The 26,146-nt window shown below is 67.3% G+C and carries 22 protein-coding genes and 1 pseudogene; 6 read left to right on the top strand and 17 right to left on the bottom strand.

Features of this window, described 5'->3' with window-relative positions:
• Positions 1-72: 72 nt before the first annotated feature.
• Positions 73-1,355 (top strand): annotated as a pseudogene (locus AC5Y5Z_RS21850) (HNH endonuclease).
• Between the two features lie 7 nt (positions 1,356-1,362).
• Here the strand turns inward: AC5Y5Z_RS21850 and AC5Y5Z_RS21845 are convergent.
• Together AC5Y5Z_RS21845 and AC5Y5Z_RS21840 are read right to left on the bottom strand one after the other, a co-directional pair.
• A complete protein-coding gene (locus AC5Y5Z_RS21845) occupies positions 1,363-2,193 on the bottom strand; it encodes an SDR family NAD(P)-dependent oxidoreductase (protein WP_463827538.1) in 831 nt (276 codons plus the stop codon).
• Positions 2,190-2,786, bottom strand: a complete 597-nt coding sequence (locus AC5Y5Z_RS21840; RefSeq protein WP_463827537.1) for a TetR/AcrR family transcriptional regulator — start codon at positions 2,784-2,786, stop codon at positions 2,190-2,192. The genes AC5Y5Z_RS21845 and AC5Y5Z_RS21840 overlap by 4 nt, the downstream gene beginning before the upstream one ends.
• Before the next feature lie 43 nt (positions 2,787-2,829).
• Here AC5Y5Z_RS21840 and AC5Y5Z_RS21835 point away from each other — a divergent pair, with 43 nt between their 5' ends.
• The 3 genes from AC5Y5Z_RS21835 to AC5Y5Z_RS21825 are packed head-to-tail and all read left to right on the top strand — an operon-like array spanning position 2,830 to position 6,430.
• Entirely contained in the window at positions 2,830-3,948 is a 1,119-nt protein-coding gene (locus AC5Y5Z_RS21835; protein WP_463827536.1) for a phosphotransferase family protein, read from the top strand.
• Positions 3,948-5,063 carry an Rv3169 family protein gene (locus AC5Y5Z_RS21830; RefSeq protein WP_499927479.1) on the top strand — a complete coding sequence of 372 codons (1,116 nt, stop codon included), beginning with the start codon at positions 3,948-3,950 and terminating at the stop codon, positions 5,061-5,063. The genes AC5Y5Z_RS21835 and AC5Y5Z_RS21830 overlap by 1 nt, the downstream gene beginning before the upstream one ends.
• Positions 5,064-5,083: 20 nt before the next feature.
• Complete coding sequence (locus AC5Y5Z_RS21825) at positions 5,084-6,430, top strand: flavin monoamine oxidase family protein (protein ID WP_463827534.1); 1,347 nt, start codon at positions 5,084-5,086, stop codon at positions 6,428-6,430.
• Here AC5Y5Z_RS21825 and AC5Y5Z_RS21820 read toward each other — a convergent pair.
• Entirely contained in the window at positions 6,425-7,384 is a 960-nt protein-coding gene (locus AC5Y5Z_RS21820; RefSeq protein WP_463827533.1) for an alpha/beta fold hydrolase, read from the bottom strand. The two genes, AC5Y5Z_RS21825 and AC5Y5Z_RS21820, sit on opposite strands and share 6 nt — an antisense overlap.
• A gap of 135 nt (positions 7,385-7,519) precedes the next feature.
• On the opposite strand from AC5Y5Z_RS21820, the gene AC5Y5Z_RS21815 reads away from it, so the two are divergent.
• Complete coding sequence (locus tag AC5Y5Z_RS21815) at positions 7,520-8,839, top strand: flavin monoamine oxidase family protein (protein WP_499927508.1); 1,320 nt, start codon at positions 7,520-7,522, stop codon at positions 8,837-8,839.
• Between the two features lie 4 nt (positions 8,840-8,843).
• Here the strand turns inward: AC5Y5Z_RS21815 and AC5Y5Z_RS21810 are convergent, their stop codons facing one another.
• From AC5Y5Z_RS21810 to AC5Y5Z_RS21800, 3 genes are read right to left on the bottom strand one after another with little or no spacing between them, the layout of a single operon-like run.
• Positions 8,844-9,716: an amidohydrolase family protein gene (locus AC5Y5Z_RS21810; protein ID WP_499927476.1), complete on the bottom strand. Its 873-nt coding sequence runs from the start codon at positions 9,714-9,716 to the stop codon at positions 8,844-8,846.
• A gap of 6 nt (positions 9,717-9,722) precedes the next feature.
• Positions 9,723-10,100, bottom strand: a complete 378-nt coding sequence (locus AC5Y5Z_RS21805) for a nuclear transport factor 2 family protein (protein WP_463827531.1) — start codon at positions 10,098-10,100, stop codon at positions 9,723-9,725.
• Positions 10,101-10,109: 9 nt separating this feature from the next.
• On the bottom strand, positions 10,110-10,808 hold the full coding sequence (locus AC5Y5Z_RS21800; RefSeq protein WP_463827776.1) for a potassium channel family protein: 699 nt from the start codon (positions 10,806-10,808) through the stop codon (positions 10,110-10,112).
• Between the two features lie 166 nt (positions 10,809-10,974).
• Between AC5Y5Z_RS21800 and AC5Y5Z_RS21795 the strand changes: the two genes are divergently transcribed.
• A complete protein-coding gene (locus AC5Y5Z_RS21795) occupies positions 10,975-12,471 on the top strand; it encodes a potassium/proton antiporter (protein ID WP_463827530.1) in 1,497 nt (498 codons plus the stop codon).
• On the opposite strand, the gene AC5Y5Z_RS21790 is transcribed toward AC5Y5Z_RS21795, so the two are convergent.
• The 11 genes from AC5Y5Z_RS21790 to AC5Y5Z_RS21740 all read right to left on the bottom strand — a co-directional run bounded on the left by AC5Y5Z_RS21790 (position 12,468) and on the right by AC5Y5Z_RS21740 (position 26,042).
• A complete protein-coding gene (locus AC5Y5Z_RS21790; RefSeq protein ID WP_499927474.1) occupies positions 12,468-13,160 on the bottom strand; it encodes an acetoacetate decarboxylase family protein in 693 nt (230 codons plus the stop codon). The two genes, AC5Y5Z_RS21795 and AC5Y5Z_RS21790, sit on opposite strands and share 4 nt — an antisense overlap.
• Complete coding sequence (locus AC5Y5Z_RS21785) at positions 13,157-14,011, bottom strand: SDR family oxidoreductase (protein WP_463827528.1); 855 nt, start codon at positions 14,009-14,011, stop codon at positions 13,157-13,159. Before AC5Y5Z_RS21785 ends, AC5Y5Z_RS21790 begins: the two co-directional genes overlap by 4 nt.
• A gap of 38 nt (positions 14,012-14,049) precedes the next feature.
• Positions 14,050-14,904, bottom strand: a complete 855-nt coding sequence (locus AC5Y5Z_RS21780; protein ID WP_499927471.1) for a hydroxysqualene dehydroxylase — start codon at positions 14,902-14,904, stop codon at positions 14,050-14,052.
• Positions 14,898-15,413, bottom strand: a complete 516-nt coding sequence (locus AC5Y5Z_RS21775; protein ID WP_499927469.1) for an FAD-dependent oxidoreductase — start codon at positions 15,411-15,413, stop codon at positions 14,898-14,900. Before AC5Y5Z_RS21775 ends, AC5Y5Z_RS21780 begins: the two co-directional genes overlap by 7 nt.
• 42 nt (positions 15,414-15,455) lie before the next feature.
• Positions 15,456-15,782, bottom strand: a complete 327-nt coding sequence (locus AC5Y5Z_RS21770) for an STAS domain-containing protein (protein ID WP_463827526.1) — start codon at positions 15,780-15,782, stop codon at positions 15,456-15,458.
• Positions 15,782-19,930 (bottom strand): SpoIIE family protein phosphatase, encoded by a 4,149-nt coding sequence (locus AC5Y5Z_RS21765; protein ID WP_499927467.1) that lies wholly within the window; start codon positions 19,928-19,930, stop codon positions 15,782-15,784. Before AC5Y5Z_RS21765 ends, AC5Y5Z_RS21770 begins: the two co-directional genes overlap by 1 nt.
• Before the next feature lie 55 nt (positions 19,931-19,985).
• Entirely contained in the window at positions 19,986-21,428 is a 1,443-nt protein-coding gene (locus AC5Y5Z_RS21760) for an MFS transporter (RefSeq protein WP_499927465.1), read from the bottom strand.
• Positions 21,429-21,527: 99 nt separating this feature from the next.
• Positions 21,528-21,914, bottom strand: coding sequence for a nuclear transport factor 2 family protein (locus AC5Y5Z_RS21755; RefSeq protein ID WP_499927463.1), 387 nt, complete (start codon positions 21,912-21,914; stop codon positions 21,528-21,530).
• Positions 21,915-21,978: 64 nt separating this feature from the next.
• Positions 21,979-23,418: a WS/DGAT/MGAT family O-acyltransferase gene (locus tag AC5Y5Z_RS21750; protein ID WP_499927461.1), complete on the bottom strand. Its 1,440-nt coding sequence runs from the start codon at positions 23,416-23,418 to the stop codon at positions 21,979-21,981.
• A 52-nt stretch (positions 23,419-23,470) separates the two neighbouring features.
• The gene (locus AC5Y5Z_RS21745; protein ID WP_463827521.1) at positions 23,471-24,715 is read right to left on the bottom strand and encodes a KasA/KasB family beta-ketoacyl-ACP synthase; all 1,245 of its coding nucleotides are present in this window, start codon (positions 24,713-24,715) and stop codon (positions 23,471-23,473) included.
• Between the two features lie 202 nt (positions 24,716-24,917).
• Positions 24,918-26,042: a hypothetical protein gene (locus AC5Y5Z_RS21740; RefSeq protein WP_499927459.1), complete on the bottom strand. Its 1,125-nt coding sequence runs from the start codon at positions 26,040-26,042 to the stop codon at positions 24,918-24,920.
• Between the last annotated feature and the right edge of the window lie 104 nt (positions 26,043-26,146).

Raw genomic sequence — 26,146 nt, 5'->3', positions numbered from 1 at the left:
CAGAACGGTGGTGCTCCACAACTCGCGACCGTGCCAGAGCACCGGCCAGCAATACGGGGTATAGTCGTACATATGTTCGAGTCACACGATATTCCCGCTGCTCGACGGGCCATGGAAGCTGAACTGATCGCCCGGATCACCGCCTGCGAACACGCCAAGAGCGTCGCAGCCGCCGAACAGGCCCGCGCCACCGCCGCCCTGGCTGTGGTGCGGTGCAGCGCCGAAGCCGCCACCGGAGTACCCGCCCGCAAACAGGGACGCGGACTGGCCAGCGAGATCGCCCTGGCCCGGCACGATTCCCCCGCCCGCGGCGGCCGCCACCTCGGCTTCGCCAACGCCCTGGTCCACGAAATGCCGCACACCCTGGCCGCACTGGAATCCGGTGCGTTGTCCGAGTGGCGCGCCACCCTGATCGTGCGCGAATCAGCCTGCCTGGACCTTCAGGACCGCCAAACGCTGGACCGCGAACTGTGTGCAGATGTCACGGCACTGCACGGGATGGGTGATCAACGGGTGACCGCAGCGGCCAAGGCCATCGCCTACCGTCTCGACCCGCATGCCGTCGTCGAGCGCGCCGCGAAAGCCGAGCATGAACGCACCGTGACCATCCGGCCCGCTCCCGACACCATGACCTGGGTCAGCGCCCTGCTTCCGGTGGCCAAAGGTGTCGGCGTCTACGCTGCGCTGCGCCGCGCCGCCGACACCACGTTCGACGGCCGCTCCCGCGGCCAAGTCATGGCCGACACCCTGATCGAACGCATCACCGGCACCCCCGCCGACGTACCTGCCCCTGTCGACGTCAATGTGGTCATCTCCGACGAGACACTGCTCGGCGACGGCAACGAACCAGCCGTACTCGACGGCTACGGACCCATCCCCGCCGCGGTTGCCCGCAATCTGATCGGCAGCGCCCTGGCCGACGCCCGCTCGCGGGCCACCTTGCGCCGCCTCTACACCCACCCCAAAACCGGTGCCCTGCTCGCCATGGAGTCCCGCTCCCGCACCTTCCCCCGCGGGCTGGCCCACTTCATCGGGCTACGCGACCAAACCTGCCGCACCCCCTACTGCGACGCCCCCATCCGCCACCGCGACCACGCCCAACCCCATCACTGCGGCGGACCCACCACCGCGCATAACGGCCTGGGTACCTGCGAACACTGCAACTACGCCAAGGAAGCACCCGGCTGGAGCGTCGAAACCAGCACCGACACCGGTACCCACACCGCCACTTACACCACCCCACCGGTGCCCGCTACCAATCCACCGCCCCGCCGCCGGTCGGCCGCCCACGAATCGAGCTCAGCGAAATTGAAGCAGCTGTCAAGATCACGCTGATCGACCGACATGCCGCTTGACGTGGATTCAGACTGTGAACGGTGTGAAGCTGCCATCGAGCACCTGGTGGTGACCGATGGTGCGGCCGGTGACCTCGCCGGGGTCGACGTGCGTCAGTTGCACAGCGGCCTGGGCGAATTCCTCGGCGGAACTCACGTCGTCGAAACCGCGCGCGTAATAAGACAGCCCCGGCGTCATGATCGGCTTGGACGGCGCCAGGGCGTTGACCGCAATGTGGTAGTCGGCCAGGTCGAACGCCGCGCACTGGGTCAGGTGTTCGAGGGCGGCTTTGGAGCCGCCGTATCCCGGCAGCACCCCGGCGCCGCGGTCGGCGTAGGGTCCGTCGCCGGGCAGCCGCGAGGCGATCGAGGTGATGTTGACGATCGATCCGCCGCCAGCCTCGATCATGTCCGGGCAGACCAGTTGCATGAGTTCGTATGCGGCGAAGATCGAGATCTCGAAGTGCCGGCGATAGGCAGCCAGCGGAACGCTGACGAAGCCCGGCCAATCGGGCTTGGGCGCTGTGTTGGCCGCTTTGGCGCGACGCTGCGCTCCCGGCCGGCCGGGAGCGGTGAAGGCGGCGTTATTGATCAGGGTCGTGATGGGCCCCAGGGCGTCCCGCGCCTCGGCGACCACCCGGCCGATGTCGTCACGGTCGGTCAGATCGGCCCGCACCGCCACCGCTCGGCCCCCGGCCGATTCGATCTCGGCCACCGTCTCGCCGATGGTGCCGGGCAGCCGCTCGTCCCAAACCGCCTCGGTGCGCCCGACGACGGCCACCGGGGCGCCGTCGGCGGCCAGCGCCAGCGCGATTGCCCGTCCCAGCCCGCGACTGGCACCCGTGACGATCGCGGTCACCGGTTGACCCCGTGCACGACGATGGCGGTGGTCTGGTCGACCCAGGCGTCGTCCAACTCCGGATACAGCAGCACCCTCAGCATGGTGGCTCCCCCTATCAACTCGATGAGTCGGCCCGGATCGACGTCGGGATGGGCTTCGCCGCGTTCGATGGCCTCGCGCAGTCGCACCCGGACCGCCTCGAAAAGGCCGGCGAACCGGGCCATCACCCGTGCGTTGAGTTCCGGGTCCGCGGTCATGTCCGCCATGAGCCCGGGCAGCGCAGCGCGCACCACGGGTGTGGTGAAGATGTCGCGCGTGGCTTCGAACATCATCCGAATGTCGGCGGCGAAGTCCCCCGCCGGCGTTTCCAGGGCAGTCGGCGCAACCGGAAAGGCAGCCTCGTGAACCAGCTCGGCCTTGCTCGACCACCTTCGGTACAGTGCCGACTTAGTGGTTCCCGCCCGTTCGGCGACCGCGGCCAGGCTCAGATTCGAATACCCGATCTGCACAAGCAGTTCCGAGGTCGCCGACAAGATGGCCGAGTCGATGCGCGGATCGCGCGGCCGCCCGGCGCCCGAGGCCTTGTCAAGGGATGGCAGGTCTGCTTTCATAACGCTACCTACCGTATCGTAATTATCTCGCGAAGGAAGCCTCGTGGCCAATGAACCGGCGGTCGAAGATGTCGGCCGCATGCAACGCTCGAGCCGCGACACCACCACCGTCCCGCAACTGATCTCGCAGTGGCTGTCGACCGTGTTGCCGGTGGCACCGGACATCACCGTGGAGAGCGGCGTCGACTCCACCGGCATGTCCTCGGAGACCATCATCTTGACCGCGCGATGGGCGGACCAAGAGCAGAAGCTGGTGGCCCGGGTCGCACCCACCAACCAAGACGTCCCGGTGTTTCCGACCTATCGCCTCGACCACCAATTCGACGTGATCCGCAAAGTCGGCGAACTGACCGACGTCCCGGTTCCGCGGATGCGCTGGATCGAGAACACCGGGGAGGTGTTGGGAGCACCCTTCTTCCTGATGGACTACGTCGAGGGCGAGGTGCCGCCCGACGTCATGCCTTACACGTTCGGCGGCAACTGGTTCGCTGACGCGCCGGCCGAGCAGCAACGCAAACTGCAGGATGCGTCGGTCGGGATTCTGGCAACGCTGCACTCGATCCCGGAGGCGGACAAGACGTTTGGCTTCCTGACGGAGGGTCTCACCGGCGATACCGCTCTGCGCAAACATTTCAGCTGGGTCAGGTCCTGGTATGAGTTCGCTGTCCCCGATATCGGCCGCTCGCCCTTGGTGGAGCGCAGTTTCGAATGGCTGCAAGACAATTGGCCGGAACAGGCCGACACGCGTGAGCCGGTCTTGCTGTGGGGCGACGCCCGGGTGGGCAACGTCTTGTACCGGGACTTCACTCCGGTGGCGGTGCTGGACTGGGAGATGGTGACGCTGGGCCCGCGGGAACTGGATGTCGCCTGGATGATCTTCGCGCACAAGGTTTTCGAGGAACTCGCCGGCCTGGCCACGCTGCCGGGACTACCGCAGGTGATGCGCGAGGAAGACGTCCGCGACACCTATGGTCGGCTCACCGGCGTACACCTCGACGACCTGCACTGGTTCTACGTGTATTCCGGCATCATGTGGGCCTGTGTCTTCATGCGCACCGGAGCCCGGCGCATTCACTTCGGCGAGGCCGAAAGGCCCGATGATGTCGAATCGCTGTTCTACCACGCCGGATTGATGAAACGCCTTATCGGAGAGGACAACTGATGCTCGGCCCGCTCGACGAGTACCCGGTACACCAGATTCCCCAGCCGATCGCCTGGCCGGGCTCCTCGGACCGCAACTTCTACGATCGCTCCTACTTCAACGCCCACGACCGGACCGGTGACATCTTCGTGATCACCGGCATCGGCTACTACCCCAACCTCGGTGTCAAAGACGCGTTCCTGCTCATCCGGCGCGGCGACATCCAGACGGCGGTGCACGTGTCCGACGCCATCGACCAGGACAGGCTGCATCAGCATGTCAACGGCTACCGGGTAGAGGTCGTCGAACCGCTGCGCAAGATCCGGATCGTGCTCGACGAAACCGAAGGCGTCGCAGCCGATCTCACCTGGGAAGGCCTATTCGACGTCGTACAGGAGCAGCCGCACATTCTGCGGACGGGTAACCGCGTCACGCTCAACGCACAGCGCTTCGCCCAGCTGGGCAGTTGGAGCGGACAGCTGTCGATCGACGGCGACGAGATCACCGTCGACCCCTCGGTGTGGATCGGCAGCCGAGACCGGTCCTGGGGTATCCGGCCGATCGGCGAGGCCGAACCGGCGGGGCGCCCGGCCGACCCGCCGTTCGAAGGCATGTGGTGGCTCTACGTTCCGATCGCGTTCGAGGACTTCGCGATCGTGCTGATCATCCAGGAGGAGCCCAACGGGTTCCGTTCGCTCAACGACTGCACCCGGGTATGGCGCGACGGGCGGGTCGAGCAGCTGGGCTGGCCGCGGGTGAAAATTTACTACCGCTCCGGCACCCGGATCCCGACTGGCGCGTCCATCGACGCGACCGCCCCGGACGGCACCCCGGTCCACGTCGACGTGGAGTCCAAACTCCCGGTCCCGATCCACGTCGGCGGCGGCTACGGGGGCGACTCGGACTGGCTGCACGGGACGTGGAAAGGCGAGAAGTTCGTCGAGCGACTGACCTACGACATGACCGACCCCGCCATCATCGCCCGGTCCGGTTTCGGTGTCATCGACCACGTCGGGCGCGCGGTGTGCCGCGACGGTGACGGAGATCCGGTGGAAGGGTGGGGCCTCTACGAGCACGGCGCGCTCGGACGCCATGACCCGTCGGGATTCGCCGACTGGTTGACGGTTGCCCCCTAGCGTGCGGTTCACTGGACAACGTGACAAACCCACCGTGGAATGTCGACGTTGTGGTGGTGGGCGCCGGCTTTGCCGGACTGGCTGCTGCCCGTGACCTGACCCAGCAGGGCCACGATGTGCTGGTATTCGAAGGCAGAGACCGTGTCGGGGGCCGCTCCTTCACCGGCAACGTCGCGGGTCTGCCCGTCGATATGGGCGGCTCGTTCGTCGGCCCCACCCAGGACGCGGTGCTGGGATTGGTCGCCGAACTCGGGCTGCCGACCATCCCGACCTTCCACGAAGGCAAGAACGTCATCCACTGGCGCGGCGCAGCGCGCGCCTACAGCGGCACCATCCCGCGACTGTCGTTGCTCGGCCTGCTCGACATCGGCCGCCTGCAATGGCAGTTCGGGAGACTTTCCCGTACCGTCCCGGTTTCCCGGCCGTGGGAGGCCAAGCGGGCACGCCAACTGGACAGCGTGTCCCTGGGCCAATGGTTGCGCATGGTGCACGCCACCGAATCTTCGCGCGACCTGATGGCGATCATGTCCCGGGTGACCTGGGGGTGCGAACCCGACGACGTCTCGATGCTGCACGCCACCCGGTACGTGCGGGCCGCCGGCGGACTGAACCGGCTGCTCGACACCGAGAACGGTGCGCAGCAGGACCGGTTTCCCGGCGGCACCCAGCAGGTCGCGGAATTCGCAGCGGCCGAATTGGGCTCGCGCGTCGTCCTGGACGCACCCGTCCGGCGCATCGAACGACACGGGTCGGGGGTCACCGTCACCTCCGATCAGGGCCAGGCCGAGGCCGGTTTCGTCATCGTGGCGATCCCGCCGGCGCACCGCAACCACATCGAATTCACCCCGCCGCTGCCGCCCGACTACGCCGAACTCGCCCAGCACTGGCCGCAGGGCCGCCTGAGCAAGGCTTATGCAGCGTATGAGACGCCATTCTGGCGGGCGCAGGGTTTCTCCGGCTCAGCGCTGCTCGACACGGGTCCGGTGTTCATCACATTCGACGTCAGCCCGCACGAAGACGGACCGGGCATTCTGATGGGTTTCGTCGACGCCCGCGCCTTCGACTCCCTGACCACCGACCAGCGCCGCCGCGACACCCTGCGCTGCTTCGCCTCGCTCTACGGCGACGAAGCGCTCAAGCCGCTGGATTATGCCGACTACCGTTGGGGCACAGAAGAATTCGCGCCAGGCGGTCCTACCGCCGCGGTGCCGCCGGGGTCGTGGACGAAGTACGGCCGGTTGCTGCGGGAACCGGTCGGCCCCATTCACTGGGCCGGTACCGAGACCGCCGACGCATGGACCGGATACTTCGACGGCGCTGTCAGCTCCGGCCAGCGGGCCGCCGCAGCGGTCGCCGCGCTGTTATGAGCTGATCAGTCGAATTCGATCGTGCCGCGCCCGCACCGATTCGGCGAGTCCGCGCAACTGCCGGTTCAACTCGTCGGGCTGTTCGAGCATCGAGCAGTGACCGCCGGGCAGTTCCACGAGACCGACGACATTCGGGGCGGTGGCCGCGAGCAACCGGGACTGGCTGATCGGCGTCAACCGGTCCCGCTTGCTGCCGACGACCAGCGTCGGCACCGTCAGGCCGTCCAGGCTGAGGTGGCGAGAACCCATCTCGTGCATGAGCATTCGCGCGCAGCCACCGCGACCGGCGGGCGTGGTCTGGGCGAACAGTTCGTAGACCAGCTTGACGATCCCGGGGTCGGCGTCGGCGCCGGTGGCCATCATCGCGACCATGTATTGGCTGGGAATCCGGACCGCATTCGGCAGCGGCAAGCCGCCGATGGCGTTGATCAGCGTCCGGCCGGCGATTACCCGGGCAGGTGAGAGACCCGCAGGCACCGACAGCAACCTGATCTTGGACAACAGATCACCGCTGGCCGTATTGATCAGCGCGACGGCGTCGGCACGCCGGGTGACCTTGTGTCGGTACCGCTGCGACCACGCCTGAATGGTCATACCACCCATCGAGTGCCCGGCGATCAACGCACGCTCGTGCGGAGCCAGGGTTGCTTCCAGCACGCAGTCGAGGTCGGACGCCAGGTGTTTGAGGCTGTACCCGCCGCGGCGGGGCACGCCGCTGCGGCCGTGACCGCGGTGGTCGAAGGCGATCACACGGTATTCGCCCGCCAGGTCGGCGATCTGGTAAGTCCAGGCGCGGATGGCACACACGAATCCGTGCGTCAGCACGATCGGATAGCCGTCCTCGGGCCCGAACACCTCAGCGTGCAACCGGGTTCCGTCTGCCGCGCGGACCGTCAGGGGACGGCCCGGCGGCATCGCATCAGCTACGGACTGGGTGTTCCTTCGAGCACTCATCGCAGCTCCCCCCTTGGCAGCGGCACCGTTGCCGCCCTCCGGTCCTGGCGAGTTTACCTGACCGTAATGTGCGCTCTGTCACATTCGCAGAACACAATCGGGTAACGGCGTGAGACCCTCACAGTCGTGTCCCGGATGTCCCGGCGGGAGTTCGTGGCGGCGACGGCGCTGGTAGCGGCGGGTTGCGCGCCGCATCGGCACCCGACTTCCCCCGACTCCAAGTCAGTGCTGGTCGTCGGCGCCGGGATGGCCGGCCTGGCCGCGGCGCGCACCCTGCAAGACGCCGGCTGGCCGGTCCGGGTCATCGAAGCCCGTAACCGGATCGGCGGGCGGGTCAGCACCATTCGCGACTGGAGTGTGCCGCTGGAAATGGGGGCTTCGTGGATCCACGGGACCACCAACAACCCGTTGGTTGAACTGGCCCAGCAGGCCCACGCGCACGTCGTGCCGACCGACTACGACCACGCTTCGAAGCTGACCATCGATCCCCGATTGCTGCCGTTGACGTACGACGCGACGACCTGGCGCACGCTGGTCTCCGACGCCCGCGACGACGCCGACGGGGGCAGCCTGGGCGCCGCGATCAGCACTGCGGCCCACGGACTCTCCAACGTCGAGCGCGCCGAGTTGGCGTACTACGTCACCACCGACATCGAAGACGAGTACGCCGCCGACGCCGACCAGCTCTCGGCGGCGACGTTCGACCTGGGCAGTTACACACGCGGTCCGCAGTCGGTGATCACCACCGGCTACGACGCCCTGCCCCGGCAACTGGCCGACGGACTCCACATCACCTTGCGGTCGCCAGTGAAATCTGTTACCCGACAGGGTAATTCGGTGACGATACATGCCGCCGGCCAGACGTTCGAGGGGCCGGCCGCCATCGTCACCGTTCCGCTCGGCGTCCTGAAAGCCGGGAGCATCACCTTCGAGCCGCCCCTGCCCGACGGACACGCCCACGCGGTGAGCGCCTTGGGATTCGGCGTCTTGTCCAAGAGCTATTTCCTTTTCTCACAACGCAATTGGGATCAGGAGAACGCCTTCTTTCAGTATCTGGGTTCCGAGCAGGGGATGTGGGCACAGTGGTTCACGCTGCCGGCCAGCGCCGGCCCGGTGGTGTTGGCCTTCAACCCAGGTGAGCGCGGCCGCCGGGTGGAGTCCGCCTCCCCCACCGAGTTGCTGGCCGGAGCGATGCCCATCGGACGCCGGCTGTTCGGCGCCGACGTGACCGAGGTCCGCTGCTCAGGCTGGACGCGTGATCCCTACGCCCTGGGTTCATACTCCTACCACGCACCCGGGTCCGGGCCCGATGACCGCCGCCGACTGCAGGAGCCGGTCAGCGACCGGATCTACCTGGCCGGTGAGGCGATCGGGGTGGACAACCCCGGCACGGTGCACGGGGCGCTGCAAAGCGGGCGCCGGGCGGCCACCGAATTGCTGCGCCGGCTGGGCTGAACACTCAGCTGAAAAGTTCGAACGCATTGTCGTGCAGCACTTTTCGGCACCACTGGTCACCCAGACCCAGCCTGGTGATCGACTCGATGGAGTGGTGGTACGGGTAGGGGATGTTGGGAAAATCGCTACCGAAGAGCACCTTGTCGCCCAGTTCCTCCAGCCGTGGCAGCTCCCGGCGCGGAAACGGGTGCAGCTGCTCGGTGAAGTCGGTGAACACCATCGTCGTGTCGAGATAGACCCCGGAGAACCGCTGGGCAAGGTCAAGGAACTCCCGATATTCGGGCATGCCCAGGTGGGCGATGATCAACCGCAACGACGGGTGGCGCTCCAACACCTCGGCCACCGGGCCCGGACCGGTGAAAGTGCCTGGCGCCGGGCCGGATCCGGCGTGGATCACCGTCGGGATCCCCGCTTGCTCCAACGCCGCCCAGACCGGCGCCAACAGCGGATCGGTCGGCGCATAGTCACCGACCTGCACATGGGCCTTGAACACCCGCGCTCCGTCACCGATCGCGCGTGTCACGTACTCGGCGGCGGTGGGTTCGGGGTAGAAAGTCGCGGTGTGCAGGCAATCCGGTGTGACGGCGGCGAATTGGGCCGACCAGGCGTTGAGCCACGCGGCCATGTCCGGCTTGTGCGGGTACACCAGCGAGGAGAACGCCGCTACCCCGAAGTCCCGCAACGTCGCCACCCGCGCTTGCTCGTCGAGGCGATAGGCGACCGGCCACGGCCGGCCGGTCAACGGGCCGACTCCGTCGAAGTACGCCCACACTTTGTCGAGCACCCGCTTCGGCATGAAATGGGTGTGGACGTCGATGATGGCGGCCAGGCCGACGTCGTCGAGCAACCGGCGCACGACGGCGCGCTCGGTATCCACGGACGCTCAGTACCCTTCCAGCGCGGCGACGCCACGCCAGCTCGGCCAGGTGGTCTCCCAGACCCGGTGGATGCGCCCGTCGAGATAGGCCGCGATCAGCACCACCTCGATGCGGGTCGGCCGCTCGCCCGGACGCGACGTGGTGATCCACACCCGGCCGGCGACCCGGTCGGGCGCTTCCACCCAGGCTTGCTCGTCATACTCGACCGCGTAGCTGATGGCGGTCTGGTAGAGCTGCCGGTGGCTTTCGTGGAACTCGGCGTAACCCTGGGTCATCCCGTCCGAGCACATCACGAAGTCGGGGTGATAGTAGCGCTCGACCAGGTCGGCGTTCTTGGCGACGACCATGCGCTCGAACATCTCACGCAGCGCGGCAACGGACATCGGGGGTCCTCACCAGGCGTCGTGACGCATCGGCATCCGCGGTGACGGCTTGATCCTGTTGACGGCGGCCCACAGGGCACGTTCCCGGGCGTTGTCGGCGATGAACAACAATTCGTCGCCCCCCTCCAGCACGTCGTCAGGACCGGGTGCGATGACCTGATCGCCGCGGACCACGGTGACCAGGGCGGTGTTGTGCGGCAGGTCCAGCTCCTCGACCCGCTGGCCCACGGTGGGGTTGTCGTCAGGCAACGTCAGCTTCGTCAGGGCGGTCCGGCCTTCCCGCAGTCCCATCAGCCGCACCAGGTGTCCGACGTCGATGGCACCCTCGATGCCGGCGACCATGGCGCCCGGCGTCGAGACCGCGACGTCGATCCCCCAGGCCTGGCCGAACAGCCATTCGTTGCGAACGTCGTTGATCCGCGCCACCACCCGGGGCACGCCGAACTCGGACTTGGCCAGCAGGCCCACCACCAGGTTGGCTTTGTCGTCGCCGGTGGCGGCGATCACCACGTCGCACAGGTGCACCCCCGCCTCCTCCAGCGAGGCCATTTCACAGGCGTCGGCGTTCAGCCAGTCCGCATCCGGGACCTTGTGCGGCTCGAAGGCCCGCCGCTGGCGTTCGATCAGCAAGACCTTCTGGCCGGCGTCGAGCAGCTCCTGTGCGACCGAACGGCCGACATTGCCCGCCCCGGCAATACCGATCCGCAGTTTCCGTGTCGTCACGCAATCATCTTTGCGTATGGCGTGAGGGTGAGCACGTCCCGCGGCGAGGTGAGCGACGAACGGCCTCGGACTGATTTACTGACATGACGCCGGAATCGGCATCCTCGTCGTACCAACCGCGGTAAGCGCCGGTCGTGTTGAACGGGAAAGAATGACTCTGGAACAGCTGTACCTGACGGTGTCGGTTGGCGGCCTGGTGCTGCTGGCCAGCATTGTCGGCACCCGGGTGGCCACCGTCGTGGGCTTCCCCAGCCTGCTGCTCTACCTGCTGGTCGGTGTCGCGATCGGCGAGGACGGGTTGGGGCTGGAGTTCGACAACGTGGTGCTGGCCCGCAACGTGGGGACTGCGGCGCTGGCAGTGATCCTGGTCGAAGGCGGTCTGACCACCAGATTCAGCGACATCCGCAAGGTACTGGCGCCGGCGGGCACCCTGGCCAGCCTCGGCGTGGTGATCAGCACGCTGGTGACCGCGGTGGGCGCGCATCTGCTGCTGGACATCGACTGGCAACTGGCGCTGCTGCTCGGCGCCATCGTGTCCTCCACCGACGCCGCGGCGGTGTTCTCCGTACTGCGAGTGCTGCCGCTGCCGCGGCGCATTGCCGGGCTGCTCGAAGCCGAGTCGGGATTCAACGACGCGCCCGGCGTGATCCTGGTGCTGATGTTCAGCGTGGTGCCCTTCGTGTTCGAACCGGAGGGCGCGCTGAGCCACCTGGTCTACGAACTGCTCGGCGGATCGGCGATCGGGGTGGTCGTCGGCTACCTGGGGGCCTTGGGGCTGCGCCGCATCGCGCTGCCCGCATCGGGCCTGTATCCGATCGCGACGTTCGGACTGGGCATGGTCGCATTCGCCGCCGCCGGCGACGCCCACGCCAGCGGATTCATCGCCGCCTACCTGGCCGCCGTGGTGTTGGCGAACTCGGGACTGCCGCACCGCTCGGCGACCCGGTCGTTCGCCGAAGGCGTGGGCTGGCTAGCGCAGATCGGGCTGTTCGTGCTGCTCGGGTTGCTGGTGGACCCCAGTGAACTGGCGGTGGACGTGGTGCCGGCGATCGTCATCGGACTGGTGCTGCTGCTGGTGGCGCGGCCGCTGTCGGTGGTGGGGTCGCTGGTCTGGTTCCGGGTGCCGTGGCGCGACCAGGTTTTCCTGTCCTGGGCGGGGCTGCGCGGCGCCGTGCCGATCGTGCTGGCGACGTTCCCGATCGTGGCCGGGGTCCAGGGCAGTCAGCGCCTACTCAACGTTGTCTTCGTGCTGGTCGTGGTCTTCACCCTGATCCAGGGTCCCAGCCTGCGCCCCATCGCCCGCATCCTGGGTCTGATCTCGCGGGAGGCCACCCGGGAAATCCAGGTCGAGGCCGCCCCGCTGGACATGCTGGACGCCGAGCTGCTGACCATGACCGTGCAGCGGCCCTCGCGGCTGCACAACGTGACCATCCTGGAGCTGCGCCTGCCCGACCCGGCGGTGATCACACTGATCATCCGCAACGGCCACACCTTCGTCCCGGAGCCCGATACCCGGATCGCGGCCGGCGACGAACTGATGATCGTCACCACCAGCAAGACCAGGGCGGCCGCCGAAGCACGGCTGCGCGCGGTCAGCCGCCGCGGCAAACTCGCGCACTGGTTCGACGAGTACGGCGAAATCGACTAGAAGCGTGGCTCGCCGAGGGTGAAGGTGGCGTCGTGGATGTAGACGCCGGCATGCAGACCGGGGCGCAGCCAGGTCGGTAGCGGTCCGGCCGAGGAGACGCCGACCGTCACCAACGCGGGCCGTACCCGGCCGGCGAAGATCAGCTCCGAGTCACCGACCCGGCCGTCGGCGAACTGCTGGCGCGCCGACGCCTTGAGCTTCAGAGGTATCGCCGGACCCTTCACCCGCGGCTTGGCGCTGACCGACCAGGACACCTCGTCGCTGCCCTCGCCGGTGATGAGCTCGCCGTCGGCCAGCTCGCCTTTGAAGCGGGCCAGCGTCTTGGGCATCGCCCAGTTGGTGCGGCCCCCGACCAGGCTGGACTCCGAATCCACCGACATGAAGGCCACGTTGCCCCACGGCCGCAGGCCGGTGCGGGAGGCGACCATGCCGAGTACCTCGTCGTACGCGCCGACGGGGGTGTCGGTGTAACGGACGAAGGCTCCCACCGTGGCCAGCGCCGGGCTGCCGGCGATGGCCGGCGGCAGAGCCGCCGCTGCGGCGCGCCCTCCGCGTCCCAGCCACAGCAACGCCGAGCAGCGACACTCCCAGGGGGCCGGCGCCGCGTTGTCCGGCAACGTCGCCACCAGCGCCGCACTGAGCGCGGTCTCCGGCACGCCGCGCAGTCCGGTCAATTCGATACGGCTCATTCCTGCTCCTTCTCCGGTCGCCCTTCGAGTTTTGCCTGGTAGGCCGCCCGTTTTTGGCGATCCAACCCCGAGGTGACCTTGTTGCCGCCGGACAGCCGGAAGGCCGTGTCGACGATGGCGCTGGGCATCGAGGCCGTTCCGCGGGAGACCAGACCGACCAGCTTGGGGACGAACACCGTTCGGGACGCGCCCTTGCGAAGTTCGTCGACCACGGCCGTCGCGACGTCCTCCGGGTCGACCACCAGGAACCGCTCCAGCAATCCCGGGGCGGCCATCCCCGCGATCAGCTCGGTGCGCACGAAGCCCGGGCAGATCGCCGAGATGTTGACCCCGCTGCCACGCCACTCCTGCCGCAGCGCCTCGCTGAAACCGACCACCGCGTACTTGGCCGCACAATAGGTCGCCGCGTTCGGCGACGCCAGCGTGCCCATCACCGACGCGATGTTGACGATGTGGCCCGATCCGCGCTGCGCGAAGCGGGTACCCGCCAGCCGGGTTCCGGTCAGCACACCAAGGACGTCGATCTCGATGGTTCGCCGGGTGACCCCGGGGCTCTCCTGCAGAAACGGCCCGATCGGCATGATGCCCGCGTTGTTGACCAACACGTCGAGGCCGCCGAGCTGCTCGGTCGCCCGATCCAGAAACGTCTCGAACGCGGCCTCGTCCATCACGTCGAGGTGGTAACCCGTTGCCGCGCTGCCGAGTTCGGTTGCGGTTGCCTGCACGGCGGCCTCCTGCACATCGCCGAGCACCACCCGGGCGCCGGCGGCGATCAGCGCCTCACCGATAGCCCGTCCGATGCCCTGCGCGCCACCGGTGATGGCAACCCGTCGTCCCTGCAGTCGAGCCATGGGGTTCAGCCTGTCATATCGCCGACGGCCGGCACCGCTCACCTCCCGGGCGTGAGCGCTGAATGAACGAGATCGACTGCCCGAGCAGCACTTTGAGCCGCACCCTCCATGGTGGTCGGCCAGTCGTTGTGCGTCCAGTCCCCCGCCAGCGCGAGGTTGGGCAGCGCGGTGCGGTTTCCCGGGCGGATGGTGGACATCCCGACCCGTGAGGAGAAGGTGGCCTTGGGCCACGGCACCACGGTCACGTCCAGCACCCGGGCGTCCCGGGCGGCCGGATAGCTGGCTTTGAGCGCCTCCACCAGGCGGTCAGCCACCTCGCGGTTCTTCAGCGGCATCAGGTCGTAGGCGGCACAGGTGGTCAGCGCATAGAGGTGGTTGCCGTCTTCGCGCGGACCGTGCATGCGGTCCCGGTCGAAGACCCAGCCGATGTCGCTGTCGAGCAACGACTCCCACGGAGCGACGGTTTCCAACGGACGGTCGAGCAGCACGTAGGCGTTCATGATCGGGATCGGTTCGAGTTGCTTGGCCGCCAGTCGGGCATCCTCCGAACCCGGCACCTCGTCCAGCAACGAACGCAGGTTCCAGGAGGGCACGGCGAGCACCACCGCGTCGGCGTCGATCGTCGAACCGTCGGACACCTGCACCCCGCACGCACGCCCGCCGGCGACCGCGACTGACACCGCCCGGGTACGCAGCCGCACATCCACACCGCGTTCGGCCATCACCCGCCGCGCACCCTCGAGATACAACGTCTCCAGGTCGACCGTCGGATACCCGATGCGCGCTGCGGCGCTGCCACCCCGACGGACGCGGTCGGCGCCGGTGCGCAGCAGTGCCGCGAACGCGTGCGCGGAGGCCAGCTGCGGCTGTTCGTTCAACAGCCCAATCACCATGGAGTTGAGCATGTTCGCCGTACCGCGGCCGGGAAGCCGAGGCGGTCGAACCACTCCTCGACGGTGATGTCGTCCAGGGCGTCGTCGAACCGGATGACCTCGCGAACCAGTCGGCCCCACGCCGGTGCTGTCTTGAGCAGGGTGGGGATGCCCAGCCCGCGGACCCGGCCGAGCAGCATGCGTCGCGCGTGGGCCGGGCGCAGGCCGAACGTCTCGACATGCCCGCCCGGGTAACGTACGCCGAACTCGTCGGGAAACGTCAAAAACTGCCGGGTGCCAATGGATTCCAGGTAGCGGAAGATGCAGTCGTACGAGCCGGCCAGGACATGCTGGCCGTTTTCGATGGCATCGCCGTGGCCCGACGTCAGACCAATGGTGCGACCACCCAACGAACCGTTGCTCTCCAGCAGCGTCACCGCGTAGCCCAGTTCGGCCAGCCACACCGTCGCCGCCAGGCCGGCCAGACCACCGCCGACGACGACCACGTGTCGGTTCGCGGAATCACCCATCACCGAACCATAACCTGCGCAACTCAGGCTTCCCGCCGGTAGTCAGCGGGCGCCGTCCACACCGGCCGACTCGACGGTCGCGATCTTGCTGAAACCACTGACGGTGAGCACCCGGACGAGCAGCGGATGGACGATCACATGCAGATCGTCGACAGCGTCGGCGTGATCGAAGAGCGCGTTGATGCCGGCGCTGTCCACATACCTGACCGCGCTGAGATCGATCGTGATGGGCCCGCGGGTGCCGCCGTTGGCGGCGGTGAGCGCCCGTTTGAACACCACGATGTTGCTGAGGTCGATCTCACCCGTCGCCACCACCCGGGGCGTCCCGTCTGCGGCACGGTCTGTGTTGAGGCTGAGCGGTGTAGCCATTACGCGATCCTCGAGTACAGGTGAACGGTCGTGCCGGCGTCGGTGGAGTGAATGCTGAAGTCTTCCATCAGGACTCGCATCAGGGAGATTCCGCGACCACGGCTCATCCCTGGGGTGGCCGTCGGAGTTTTCCACACTCCGGTGTCGGTGACCGTGACCTGCAGGCGGTCGACCACTGCGCTCGCGCGCAGCGAGACGGTGCCCTCGGGACGGTCGCGGTGACCGTGCTCGATCGCGTTCGCGACGGCCTCTCCGGTGGCGGTGAGCACGTCCTGAATCTGGTGCGGGTCGACGCCGACCTGGGTCAGCCAGCCGCGCAGGGCAGCTCGGCTGCCGGCCAGGTGGTTGGCGTTGGCGGTGAATTCCATTGTCAGCGGGGCAGGTTGGCGATAAAGCAGCACGGCCACGTCGTCGGGATAACCACCGGTGGGTTCCAGGCCGGCCATCAGGTGGTCGGCTACCTCGTCGAGCTCCTGCGAGCGACTGTCCTGCACCAGATCGGCAGCGCGGGCCATCCCGTCGTCGAGCGATGCGCCGCGGCGTTCAACCAGCCCGTCGGTGTAGAGCAACAACGTCGCCCGCGGCGGCATCGTGATCTGCGTTTCCGGCCGCAGCCACTGCGGCCGCAGCGCCAGCGGCAGGCCGTGTTCACCGTCCAGCAACACCTTGGTGCCGTCGGCATGCACCAGGATGGGCGGCGGATGACCTGCGTTGGCGTACAACAGTTCTCCGGTGTCGAGCGTAAGTACCGCGCAGAACGCGGTGGTGCACCGGGCGCCGGGCAACTGTGCGGCGAACCTGTCCAGACCCGCGAGAGCCGCACTGGGACTTGATTGTTCGAGCAGCAGCGCGCGACATGCGCTACGCAGCTGGCCCATCACCGTGGCGGCCGCCAACCCGTGCCCGACGCAGTCACCCACAATGAGGGCGACCCGCCCGTCGTCGAGGTCGACGACGTCGTACCAGTCGCCACCGACCTGAAGCGGACGACTCGCGGGGTGGTAGCGCACGGCGATGCCGCCGGGCGGGTGCGCCGGACCGAGCATGGCGTGCTGCAGCGCCACCGCTGTTTCGCGCTGCTCGTCCAATTGGTAGACCCGCTGCAGCCCTTGTCCGAGCCGCCCGGCCAGCACCGTGAGCAACGTGTGGTCGGCGGGGGTGAACTCCCGGTTCTCGGCCAGCTGAATCCAGACGACCAGGATCCCGCGGGGCTGCTGCAGCGCGATACCCGCGCTGCCCGCCTCGTCGCTGACGGTGGTGAGCAGGTCGGCGCCGCGCAGTGACTCGATCAGTTCGCGCCGGGCCGGCGGCAGATCGGTCCACTTGACCGCGTCGCCGGCGCACACGAGCTGGGGGGCACTCCCGCGCGGGGCGTCGCTGGGGAACGTCACCGCCAGCACAGTGCGGGCCTGCCACACCCGGCGCAACTCCTCGGCCGCGCCACGCAGCGCCTCATCCAATGTATCAGCTTGCGCCAGTTGCTGATTGAGCGCAGCGAGCGCCGTCTGCCGTTGCACGAAATAGTGCTCGGCGGTGACGTCACGCATCGTGCCCACCATGACCTGGCGCCCGGTGTCCGGATCGGCGGCATGGTTGAAGCTGACCGCCACCCACACCCGGTGCCCGGCCCGGTGCACGACCGGGATGGTGTAGCCACCCTGGTTCTGGCTCAGTAGCGCCGCGAACGCCTCTCCGGCCAGTCGGTGACCCTCGGGGTCGGTCTCGGCGTCCGGCCACCACGGGTGCAGGGGCTCATAAGGCAGATCTTCGGGGCCGAAGCCGAGAATATCGGTGAAGGCAGTGTTGATTTCGATGACCGCGCCGTGCTCGTCGCAGATGAAGAAGGCTTCCTGCAAGGAGTCCACCAGGGCGGTGCGCCACCGGGCGTGGTGGGTCCGCAGGCGCGCGAGATCGACGTTGGTACGCACCCGGGCCAGCAGATCCGCGGCGACGAAAGGCTTGACCAGGTAGTCGTCCGCACCGGCCAGCAGACCCTCGACAGAAGCCTCCTCACCGGCGCGCGCGGACAGCAGCAGGACAGGCAGCGCCGCGGTACGTGGATCGTTGCGCAGCGCGGCCAGCAGCTGCAGACCATCCAGGCCCGGCATCATCACGTCGCTGATCACCAGATCCGGAAGCTGGGTGCGGATGGCTTCCAGCGCCGTCACGCCGTCACTGAATGTGCTGATCGCATAGCCCGCCGCGCCCAGCAGATTGGCCAGGTATTCACGCATGTCGGCGTTGTCGTCGGCGACCAGGACGCGGGCCCGGGCCCCCGCCACCGGAGCGGCGTCGGGCTGGTCCGGCGGGCCGGGCAGCCAGCGCAACGCTTCCTGCACAAACGGTGCGGCCACCGCGCCGGTGGCCGGGGGCGCGGCGGGTGCCGTGCTCAATTCGTCGGTGCGCAGATGACTCGCGCCGAACGGCAACCGTACGCGGAACGACGTGCCCACGCCCTCCTGGCTCTCCGCGGTGATCGTGCCCTCGTGCAATCCGACGAGTTCCTTGACCAGCGCCAAGCCGATACCACTGCCCTCGGTGGACCGGGCGCGGGCCGTTTCGATCCGGTGGAAGCGTTCGAAGAGCCGGGGCATCTCCGCTGCCGGCACGCCGATCCCGGTGTCGGTCACCGTGACGACGGCGTGGTCGTCCTCCCGGGCCACCCGGACGGTAATGGAGCCCTCGAAGGTGAACTTCAGCGCATTGGAGAGCAGGTTCAGGATCACCTTCTCCCACATCTCACGGTCCAGGTACACCGGTTCGGGCAGCGGCGGGCAGTCCACCACGAACGTCAGACCGGCCTGGCTGATCGCCGAGCGGAACACGCTGGCCAGTTCGGCGGTGGCCGTGGCTAGGTCGACGGGTTCGAACCGGGCGCGCATCCGGCCCGCCTCAATGCGCGAGAAGTCCAGCAGCGTGTTGACCAGCTTGGCCAGCCGCAGGACATTGCGGTGCACCAGCTCCAGTTCCTGGCGCGCGTAGTCGTCGACGCCGACCGCTCGGCCGCTCAACTCTTCGACGGGCCCGAGGATCAGGGTGAGCGGAGTGCGGAATTCGTGGCTGATGTTGGAGAAGAACGTGGTCTTGGCGCGGTCGAGCTCGGCGAGTGCCTCGGCGCGCTGTTGCTGCGCCTCATAGCTGCGGGCATCGCTCACGCCGGTGGCCAGGTAGCCGGCGACCAACTCCACGAATCCGCGGTAACCGTCGTCGAACTCACGGTGCCGGTTCAGCGCCGCGACCAGGAATCCGACCGGTGGGCCACCCTGTTGCAGCAGCGGCACCAGCAGTGCGCGGGTGGGCGGTTCGCGCCAGGCGCCGGACGGCAGCTGCAGTGCGGCGCCGTCCAGTTCGACGAGTTCGGATTCACCGTGCGATACCCGTTCCACGGGCCACACCGACGTACCGGACCGCGGCACGATCTCCGGTGCCGCCGGGTGCCCGGCAGCGATCCCACTGACACCGGCGAGCTGCGCGTCACCCTGGTCGTCGAACAGATAGGTGATGGTGAAGGGCAGGTCGTAGGGGTTGAGACTGAGTTGCTGAGCGGCGAAATCCAGCATCTGCCGATCCGTGCGTCCCACGCTGGGATCGGAACCCAGGTCGCGCATCGTCGCCATACGACGCTGCGCAATCACCCGGCCGGTGTCCTCGCTGACGACACACAGCAAACCGACCACGCGCGCGTCGTCGTCACGCAGCGGGCTGTAGGAGAACGTGTGGTAGGTCTCCTCGGGGTAGCCGGACCGCTCCAGGATGAGCAGCAACGCCTCGTCCCAGGTCGACTCCTCGGCATCCAGCACGCGCTCCACGCGCGGCGAGATATCCGGCCAGATCTCGGCCCACACCTCACTGGCCGGCCGGCCCAGCGCCCACGGATATTTGCGTCCCAGGGTGTCGCGGCGGTACGCGGCGTTGCAGAAGAAAGTGAGCTCGGGTCCGCACCCCATCCACATCGAAAACTGGGACGACAAAAGGATACTGACCGCCGTACGCAGACTCTGCGGCCACTCGTCGACGGGCCCTAGTGGGGTGGAGGACCAATCGACAGCGGCGAGGTCTCTGCCGATCTCCTGGTCTGCACGGAAGACCACTGGTATCCCTCTCGAGCTCTGTCCGGCCCCACCGAGCGATCGCTCATCATCTGACATTATCCGCAGCAAACCCGCACTAGCTGCTTAATGCGGTCGAAGACATACATACACCTCATTCGGTGGCAGCTGCCAGTGGGGTGGCGATGTCTTCCAGCGATTTACCCTCGGCGTCAACGGCCAGGAACCAGGCGATCAACCCGCCGGCGATCATCACCCCCGCGCCCAGCAGGTAGCCCAGGAACAGCGGCATCGACTCAGAGCCGTCGCCGATCAGCGCACCGTAGATGACCGGGCCCAGGGCGCCGAAACACTGGGCGATGGCGAAGAACACCGCAATCGCCTTCGCCCGGACCTCCAGCGGGAAGATCTCGCTGACCGTCAGATAGGCCGCACTCGCCCCGGCCGACGCGACATAGAAAATTGCGCACCAGGCCACGGTCTGAGTCAGCGCACTGAGCACGCCCGCCTTGAACAGGACAGCGCTCACCGCCAGCAGCAATCCGGACAACAGGTAGGTGCCGGCGATCATCTTGCGCCGGCCGATCGTGTCGAACAAATGTCCGAGTGTCAACGGCCCCAACAGGTTTCCCACCGCGAACGCGATCAGATACAACGGCGTCGACTGCGCCGGAACGTCGTAGAACTTGCCCAGCACCAGCGTGTAGGTGAAGAAGATGGCGTTGTACAGGAACGACTGGCTGATCATCAACGAGGCGCCTAGCACGGCCCGGCTCGGATAGAGCCGGAACAGCACCCGGGTCAGCGTCAGATATCCGATCTTCTCGGCGGGGAGCAGGTCGATCGCCTTCGCCGGATCGACGGGGGGCAGCGAGACGCCGGTGGATTTGATGGCGTGCTCGATGAGGGTGATGGTTTGCTCGGCCTCCTCGGCGCGGCCGTTCATCACCTGCCAACGGGGGCTTTCCGGCAGGTTCCGCCGGACGAACACGATGACCAGGCCGAGCACCGGCCCGATCAGAAAAGCTAGCCGCCAGCCCAGGCTGAGGTCGATCATCTTGAGGAAGACGAAGGTGCCCAGCGTGCCGAGGATGGCCCCGGCCCAATAGGTGCCGTTGACCGCGATGTCGACCCGGCCGCGGTAACGGGCCGGGATCAGTTCGTCGATCGCCGAGTTGATGGCGGCGTATTCGCCGCCGATGCCCATTCCGGCGATGAACCGGGTGATGTAGAGGAACAGCAGCCAGCCGAAGTTGTTGCCCAGCGTGAACGCAGTCAGGGCGCTGCCGATCATGTACACACCCAAGGTGATGGTGAACAGATTGCGTCGGCCCAGTTTGTCGGACAGGTGGCCGAAGAACAGCGCGCCGAACACCTCACCGGCCAGATAGACCGTCGCCAGGAAACCGACCGACGCCGGCGACAGGTGCAGCGTCGCAGGTTCGGTGAGGGTCTCGGCCACCGCGCTGGCCACGGTGATCTCCAGGCCGTCCAGGATCCAGGCCACCCCCAGCGCCACCACCATGCGAGTGTGGAACGGAGACCAGGGCAGGCGGTCGATGCGGGCGGGAATAAGGCTGCGGACCGATTCCGTCACCTCACCGGGCATAGCTGTGATCGGCTCCTCGCGATTCGGCACACGTTGAGGTTCCCGTCACCGGGTGGACGAAAACATCTGTGGGCGGCCGGGGCGGAATCATTCCGCACCGAGTGGACAGCTGGCATAGACCCGCTCGCCGGTGATCAGGTCCGCGTCGTCGAAATCGAAGACTGCCCACAACCGCACCTCGAACGGTTCACCCGTCGCCGACGGGGTGCCACGCAACCAGAATTCGATCAGGACCTGGTCACCGTCCAAGTGAGTCAGTTCGATCAGTTCGTTGCGCTGATCAGGCACCATGGAGCGGCCATCTATCCAGTACCGCATCACCTCGTCGGCGCCGTCGAACACCGTCCCGTCCGGCAACTCGTAGCGGGGGTGGCTGAACGTCGCCATCGTCCGGTCCCATTCCTGGACGTTCTCGCTCTGCATGTGCTCGATGACGGTCGCGTTGCGGCGTGCCAGCCTACCGGGGTCCGTCATGGCGTCCTTTCATGAGTCGCTCAGTGCGACAATGATATTGAGGGTAACGCTGAAATCTCGGCGTTCACCCGGCCGCCGGCACCGCCGTGGCCACCGGCAGCGCCGTGCCCACCGGCGTCAGACTATCGGAAAGACCGGCAGCACTACGTATTTCGGTGAACGAATCGATCAACGCATCGGTGGCCTCGTGCGGATCGGCCAGCGTCACATCGTCGGTCAGCACCGAGATGGCCAGCTGATCAACGTAGCTCCACACCGTGATGTTCATGCCGCTGCCAGCGACAATCGGTCCGACAGAGTAGATCTCGCTGACAACGGCGCCCTGGATGTGTCCCCGTTCCCGCGGTCCGGGCACATTCGACACGGTCAGGTTCATCACACTGGCCGACTCCACGCGGCGGGCCTGCGTCCGAAACAACCTCGGCGCCAACGATGGCGGCAGATAGGACAACCACGCCGGCAGCACCGTGGGGCCGAGCAGCTGGTGGTTCTCCTTGGCGATCTTGGTCGCGACCGACGTCAACCTCACCCGCTCCAGCGGATCGTCGACATGGACCGGCAACGACGGCGTAATGTAGGTGAACTCGTTGCCTGCCAAGCGTTCCGGCGAGGTGTTGAAGCTCACCGGAACGCCGGCGATCAACGGGGCGTCGGCCAGCCCGTCGTAGCGCAGCAACAGTCGGCGCAACGCACCGGCCACGGTGGCCAGCACGACGTCGTTGAGCGTGACGCCGAGATGCCGACCCGTCTCCTTCACATCGGCCAACGCCAGCGGCGCGGTCGCAAACCGGCGCCCGGGAGTCACCCGGTGATTGATGAAACTCTGCGGCGGCGCGAAATTCCGGGCCAGGTCGGGGTGGGTGCCCCGCTCTTTGGCTCGGCGTCGCACCCGTTGCACGCCGCCGGCCGTCTCACTGACCAGCCGGGGCAGCTTGCGGATCAACCCGGCGTGGTCCCGTGCGGCCGTGCCGAGCAGGTGTGTGCGCGTCGGCAGGGGGCCGGTGCCGGTGCGGTGCACGGCGTCCGGGTGCTCGGTCGCCATCGCCTGGGCCATCTGGTTGGCCGAGGCGACGCCGTCGGCCAGCACATGGTGAACCTTGTGGATGATCGCGATGCGGCCCTGTTCGAGGCCGTCAGCAACGTACATCTCCCACAACGGACGAGAGCGGTCCAGCGGTGTGGCCGCGATGTGACCGATCAGTTCGTCGAGTTCACGTCGGCCGCCCGGCGCCGGTACGCGGGCCCGGCGCAGGTGGTAGTCCACGTCGATGTCCTCGTTGGTCCGCCACATCGGGTGGTGCAGCTGGAGCGGAATGTCCACCAACTGATAGCGCAGCGGCTCCAGCGCCATCAGCCGCGGATAGGCGATCTGCCGGAATGCCTCGAAACTGAAGTCCTGCTCGAAATTCGAGATGTCGAGCACGCCGATCTTCAACGTGTGCATGTGGATCTCCGGTGTCTCGCTGTACAGCATCAAGGCGTCCACACCGTTGAGTCGCTTCACATCCACTCCTATACCCGGTCGACCGCCGGAGTGGCACTCGCCGGGCACATGATCAGGCCGCGCCGAACACCACGGCGACGTTGTTCCCGCCCAGCCCGAACGACTCCGAGACGGCATAACGGTAATTACCCCGACGCGGCTCGCCGGTGACGATGTCGAGGTCGATCTCAGGGTCGACGGTGTCGAGGTTCAACGTGGGCGGCACGATCCCGTCGCGCAGCGCCTGTACGGTCAGCACCGCCTCGATGGCACCCGCCGCGCCGAGCGAGTGCCCCAGCGCCGCTTTGGCCGAGTACACCGCGGGCGCGTGACCGCCCAGCGCTCGGCGGATCGCGCGCGCTTCGGCGACGTCGCCGAACGTCGTGCCGGCGGCGTGCGCGTTGATGTGATCGATGTCCGCCGGCTCCAGCCCGGCGACGTCAATCGCGCGGGCGATGGCGTCGCCAGCCCGCTCGCCACTGGGATCCGGGCGCACCAGATCGCATCCGTCCGAGGTAGTGGCCGCGCCCATCAACCGGGCCAGGATCGTTGCCCCGCGGGCTTTGGCGTGCTCCTCGGTTTCGATCAGCAGCAGTGCGCCCCCTTCGCCGAACACCATGCCTTCCCGGGTCACGTCGAAGGGGCGGCAGGCGCCGGCAGGATCGTCATTGCTGGTGGAAAGCATGCCGAGCTGCCAGAAGGTGGCAACGGGCACCGCTTCGATCACTGTCTCGACGCCGCCGGCAATCGCGACGTCGGCCTCTCCGAGCACGATGTTCTGCCAGGCATGCGCAATGGCCGCGGTGCCGGACGCGTCGGCCATCACCGGCGTCATCACGCCTGCCTTGGCCTTCATGTCGAGCCCGATCACGGCGGCCGGCGCGTTCGGCATGTGCTTCTGCACCGATATCGGCGTCACCGCGCGCAGCCCCTTGACCTTCCAGACGTTGTGCCAGAGCGGGATGTCCTCGGTACTGCCCAGGCCGAGACCGACCGCCACCATCAGCCGATCGGTGTCGACCTCCGGGGATCCGGCCTGCTCCCACAGCCGTCGGCTCAGCACCGCCGCCATCTTCTGCATGAAGGCGAACCGACGCAGTTCGACGCGGTTGAGATGCTCATCGAAGTCCTCGCGCAACGTCCCACCGATGCGGACCGGGGAGTCGAATTCTGAGACGAACGGTTTGTCCAGTTCCCGGATGCCGCTGTGGCCCCCGAGCAGTCGCTGCCACGTTTCTTCGGCGTCCGCCGCGAGCGCGGTCGTGGACGCCACTGCCGTCACGACCACGTTGGGGTACCCCGCACCGGTTCTCAACATGGTGACAACCACCTGACCTGGGCGGATTGCTCCTCGACCTGTCTGGTGATCCGCTTCGACGCCATATCCCCTCCAAGAACCAAGCTCGGCACTGATTTTGCCGCGAGGCCCGAATACCGGTAGCCCTAGTTTGTGAAGGCGCCTACGATTTTACCCATTTGCGCAGGTCTGAATCCATATCGCGGCTGGGCGGCGGGGGCGGTTAACCGCGGCGAAGCTCTGGCTCGAGCTCGTCGATGGCGGCCAGGGCTTCGGTAGTCAGTTCCGCGCGGATGCCGCTTTCGGCGTGCGCGAACGGAACGTACGCCCGCAGCAGATCCGGCAGATTCTGCACCGTGCCGGACCGACCGCAGGGATAGTCGTCGAGGTCCGGCAGTCGCTCCGGTAGGCCACGTAGGCGTCCGGCACTCCAGCGCAACGGATCCCCGGTGCCGTCTTTGATGCACGCGCGCAACAACTCCCGGTCGTAGTCGTCGAACCCCCGGCCCGGCACGGTGGCGAAGAACCTGTCCAACAACTCGTTGACCTGTGCCGCGCTGTAAAACGGCGGTTGATAGTCACTGCCTCCCTCCGGTAGCCGCCGGACCAGCCACCGGAGCAGCGGACGACTTGCCGGCCACGTGTCCGACTCGTCGGACAGCGACGTCACGCCCTCTACCTCGACACCCCGTCGCAACCAGGCGCGGGCGTCGGCCAGGCTCATCTCGACGAACGTGCTGTCGGTATCGGTGCGGCTGCGCGTCGCGACGTCGAGAACTTCCTGCAGCGACGAGGGAACGAAGAACGCGTCCGTCACCTCGGTCGAACTGGCGTGATCGACGTAGGCCGCGCAGGCAATCTCGTGTCCGGAGGGCAGGCGCACACCGAGCATCACCTCGTCGCCGTCACCGATCACGTGCGTCATCCGCACCGCCCGATCGACCTGCGTGTCAGGTAGCTCGATGATCCACGGAGGCAGGTCGTGGTCGCGCGCGGCGACTTCTCGTTGGCAACGCGTCCGCTGCTCCTCGTCATCGAGCAGCGCGGCCAGCACCGCTAGGAGCGCCGTCGTTTCGCGAAGCTCGGTAGCGATGAAGCTGTCGATGAGTTCGTCGAGGCCGACCACCTCTTCATCGGCTTCATCGGCTTCATCGGCGCAATATCGAGGCAACGTCGCCTGGATGAGGAAACTCACCGTGTGCAACAGGGCCAACGGATGTTCGTCGGCGAGCGCCTCCCGCACCGCGTCAACAAGCGAGAACTCTTCTTCCTGCTGCTGCTCGCGACGCTTCCGACGCGCAGCGCGCCGCGCCTGCTTGGCCTTCCTGCGCTTTCTACTGTCCGACATGGACCGGACCCTACCGCGCTCTGCCGACAACGCCGTTCATTCGAGTGGGGTCGCGTGAAAGCTGGTCTGATGTATCTGGACTCGGTTGTGCCGCAGTCATTTCC

It is taken from the genome of Mycobacterium sp. NGS29 (assembly GCF_059812965.1).
Note: the sequence above shows the minus strand (reverse complement) of the source record. Positions and strands in the feature narration are given on the sequence as shown.

Coding starts and splice junctions, on each gene's coding strand:
- AC5Y5Z_RS21830 (WP_499927479.1), top strand. CDS start 3,948: ATGCTCGGCCCGCTCGACGAGTACCCGGTACACCAGATTCCCCAGCCG.
- AC5Y5Z_RS21785 (WP_463827528.1), bottom strand. CDS start 14,011: ATGGCTCGACTGCAGGGACGACGGGTTGCCATCACCGGTGGCGCGCAG.
- AC5Y5Z_RS21755 (WP_499927463.1), bottom strand. CDS start 21,914: ATGACGGACCCCGGTAGGCTGGCACGCCGCAACGCGACCGTCATCGAG.
- AC5Y5Z_RS21780 (WP_499927471.1), bottom strand. CDS start 14,904: ATGGTGATTGGGCTGTTGAACGAACAGCCGCAGCTGGCCTCCGCGCAC.
- AC5Y5Z_RS21770 (WP_463827526.1), bottom strand. CDS start 15,782: ATGGCTACACCGCTCAGCCTCAACACAGACCGTGCCGCAGACGGGACG.
- AC5Y5Z_RS21740 (WP_499927459.1), bottom strand. CDS start 26,042: ATGTCGGACAGTAGAAAGCGCAGGAAGGCCAAGCAGGCGCGGCGCGCT.
- AC5Y5Z_RS21820 (WP_463827533.1), bottom strand. CDS start 7,384: ATGAGTGCTCGAAGGAACACCCAGTCCGTAGCTGATGCGATGCCGCCG.
- AC5Y5Z_RS21805 (WP_463827531.1), bottom strand. CDS start 10,100: ATGTCCGTTGCCGCGCTGCGTGAGATGTTCGAGCGCATGGTCGTCGCC.
- AC5Y5Z_RS21790 (WP_499927474.1), bottom strand. CDS start 13,160: ATGAGCCGTATCGAATTGACCGGACTGCGCGGCGTGCCGGAGACCGCG.
- AC5Y5Z_RS21815 (WP_499927508.1), top strand. CDS start 7,520: ATGTCCCGGCGGGAGTTCGTGGCGGCGACGGCGCTGGTAGCGGCGGGT.
- AC5Y5Z_RS21795 (WP_463827530.1), top strand. CDS start 10,975: ATGACTCTGGAACAGCTGTACCTGACGGTGTCGGTTGGCGGCCTGGTG.
- AC5Y5Z_RS21745 (WP_463827521.1), bottom strand. CDS start 24,715: ATGTTGAGAACCGGTGCGGGGTACCCCAACGTGGTCGTGACGGCAGTG.
- AC5Y5Z_RS21765 (WP_499927467.1), bottom strand. CDS start 19,930: ATGTCAGATGATGAGCGATCGCTCGGTGGGGCCGGACAGAGCTCGAGA.
- AC5Y5Z_RS21840 (WP_463827537.1), bottom strand. CDS start 2,786: ATGAAAGCAGACCTGCCATCCCTTGACAAGGCCTCGGGCGCCGGGCGG.
- AC5Y5Z_RS21775 (WP_499927469.1), bottom strand. CDS start 15,413: ATGGGTGATTCCGCGAACCGACACGTGGTCGTCGTCGGCGGTGGTCTG.